This is a genomic window from Inquilinus limosus MP06 (genome assembly GCF_000767795.1).
In the GTDB taxonomy this organism is placed as follows: Bacteria; Pseudomonadota; Alphaproteobacteria; order DSM-16000; family Inquilinaceae; genus Inquilinus; species Inquilinus limosus_E.
On sequence record NZ_JANX01000744.1, the window covers coordinates 1 to 2,481 of the forward strand.

At 70.9% G+C, this 2,481-nt stretch carries 1 protein-coding gene; it reads right to left on the reverse strand.

Going from position 1 to position 2,481, the window contains the following annotated elements; translation table 11 throughout:
* Positions 1-253: 253 nt before the first annotated feature.
* Complete coding sequence (locus tag P409_RS31765) at positions 254-2,395, reverse strand: ADP-ribosylglycohydrolase family protein (protein WP_238578820.1); 2,142 nt, start codon at positions 2,393-2,395, stop codon at positions 254-256.
* Positions 2,396-2,481 lie beyond the last annotated feature (86 nt).

Below are 2,481 nucleotides of genomic sequence, written 5' to 3' on the forward strand. Positions count from 1 at the left end.
GGCGGTGCCGCGCCGCGCCGGACGAGCCGGCGCGGTGGAGGCTGCGCCTGCTGCGCGTCGGCGACCGGCTGGAGCTGCAGCGCCCGGTGTCGTGATCGGGCGCCTCTCTCCCATCGACGCGAAACACCATCCCGTCATGGCGAGGAGGCGAAGCCGACGTGGCCATCCAGCGCCGGGTGCGAGCCGCCCTGGATGGCCACGCCCCTGCGGGGCTCGCCATGACGGGTAGGGATTCGAGTCGTCGATATCAGCCTCAGGCCGTCTCGCGGATCTCGATCACGCCGACCTGCATGCGGCCGGCCGAGGGCAGGCGCAGCCCCGCCATGCCGTAGGCCAGCGCGCCGTCGCGGGCCTCGAGCAGCACCTGGCCGTCGACCGACAGGGCCAGCCGGTCACCCATGACCTCCAGCGCCAGGCTGTAGGTGCGGCCGAGCCCGCGCCGGAACGGGGCGCGGGCCAGCACCGTCTCGCCGAAGTCGCGGCGGATGATCGCCACCTCGTCGGCCGAGACGAAGCCGGCCGCGTAGCAGCGCTCATTGCCCTGGCCGCGGGCGCAGACCAGGTGGCCGTCGCCGGCCAGCGGCGTGACCTCGGCCGTCACCGTCTGGTCGCGGGCGTAGAGATGGCCGGTCCACAGGTCGGCGTCGGTGGCGGTCAGGGCATGGACGCGGCCGTCCTCGATCTTCCAGACGCCGCGGTTCCAGGTGCAGCGGGTGATGCCGCCCCATTCATTGGCCTCGATCCCGGGATCGAGCCGGGCCGAGCCGGGGCCGGAGACGGTGAACTCATCGATGAAGATCCGGCCCAGGAACTTCAGCCGGCCGAAATACTCGACCTTGATGCCGATCTCGTCGACTGCCTCATCGCCCGTCTCCGGTACGGTGAAACGCAGGTCGTGCCATTCGCCGGCCGGCGGCTGGGTCCAGGCGCCGATCTCGTCGATCCGGCCGCTCATCGCCCGGCGGACATAGGGCACGATGCGGAGATGGCCGTCGCCCTCCCACGGGTCGAGCCAGAGACGCAGCGTTGCCTCCTGCCCGGTCGCCACCACCGGCGAGAACATCGGCCGATAGCGCTCGTCGTCGAAATCGCTGCGGCGGTAGAAGGGCTTCCAGAAGATCCGGCCGCCATCGCCGCGCTCCAGCCGGTCCAGCAGGGCGCAGAGCGATCCGCGGCCGGTGGCCTTGCGCTCGTCCGACCAGGACAGGGCGATGCGGTTGTCGGCCTCGGTGCGGAAGCCGTGGGTCGAACCGGCCAAGTCGAAGTCGAAACGGATGCCGCGCCGCTCCATGTCCGCCACCCACTCCGCCGGCGGCTCCTCTCCGGCCAGGCGGTGGGCCAGCACCGCCAGCTCGCGGCAAAAGCTGGGGATGTCGACGATGTTGAGCGACCCGGTGATGCCGGAGGCGACGATGCCGTCGTTGATCGGCTTGCGGTAATGCGCGGCGACCCCGGCGATGCCGGCCAGCGTGCCGACGATCGCCCCGGCATTGCCGGCGTTGCAGTCGGTGTCCCAGCCGCCCATGGCCGCGATCTCGACCGTGCGCGACAGGTCGCCCTGGCCGTACAGCAGGGACAGGATCAAGAGGCCGGCATTCGGGATGATGTGGCAGACGCCGGGATAGCGGTCGTAGCCGAACTCGCTCTCCAGCATCCGCCGGCAGGCGCGCCAGTCCTTCGGCTGCACCCGGTGCATGGCCTGCACCGCATGGGCGACCCGGGCGTACTCGCTGCCGGCCGGGATGGTGGCGAGGCCGGCCGCCACCACCTCCTCGATGGTCTCCGCCGCGAAGGCCTTGGCGATGCAGGCGGCGACGAAGCGGGCGCCGTAGAGGCCGTTGCCGTCATGCGAGACGCTGGCGGCGCGGGCGGCCAGGTCGGCGGCACGGGCGGGGTCGCCCGGGCACACCCAGCCCCAGGAATCGACGAAGATCTGGCCGCCGATCTGCTCGGCGATCACCGCGCCGTTGCGGGCGATCGAGCCGGACTCCGGCGCCGGGATGCCGGACTGCAGGTTGGCGAAGGCGGTGTGCTCGGTCGAGATGCCGTAGCCGCCCCACCAGAACATGCCGTGCAGCTCGGCGGCGTAGTTCAGCCAGGTGCGGCCGACATCCTGCGGCGACGGGTCCAGCCCGAAATCGCGCAGCGCCCGGATGAAATAGACCGGCCCGTTGGTGTCGTCGTCGGCGGCGAAGTTCTTGAAGTCGCGCAGATAGCCGGTGATCTCGCCATAGGTCTTGTCGATCCGGTCCCAGGTCCAGATCGTCGGCTCGACCGGGGCGCCGAGGCGCACGCCGATGGCCTTGCCGAGGAAGCCGGCATAGATGCGGTCGAGTGTGTCGTTGGGCAGGGGCATTCCGGGCAGGACTTTCGTGAAGGTCGTGATCAGCAGCACGCTATGGCGTGGCCTTTCCCGCTTGCGGGAGAGGTCGGAACCGCGCAGCGGTTCCGGGTGAGGGTGTTTTCCAACCGCCGGTGCCG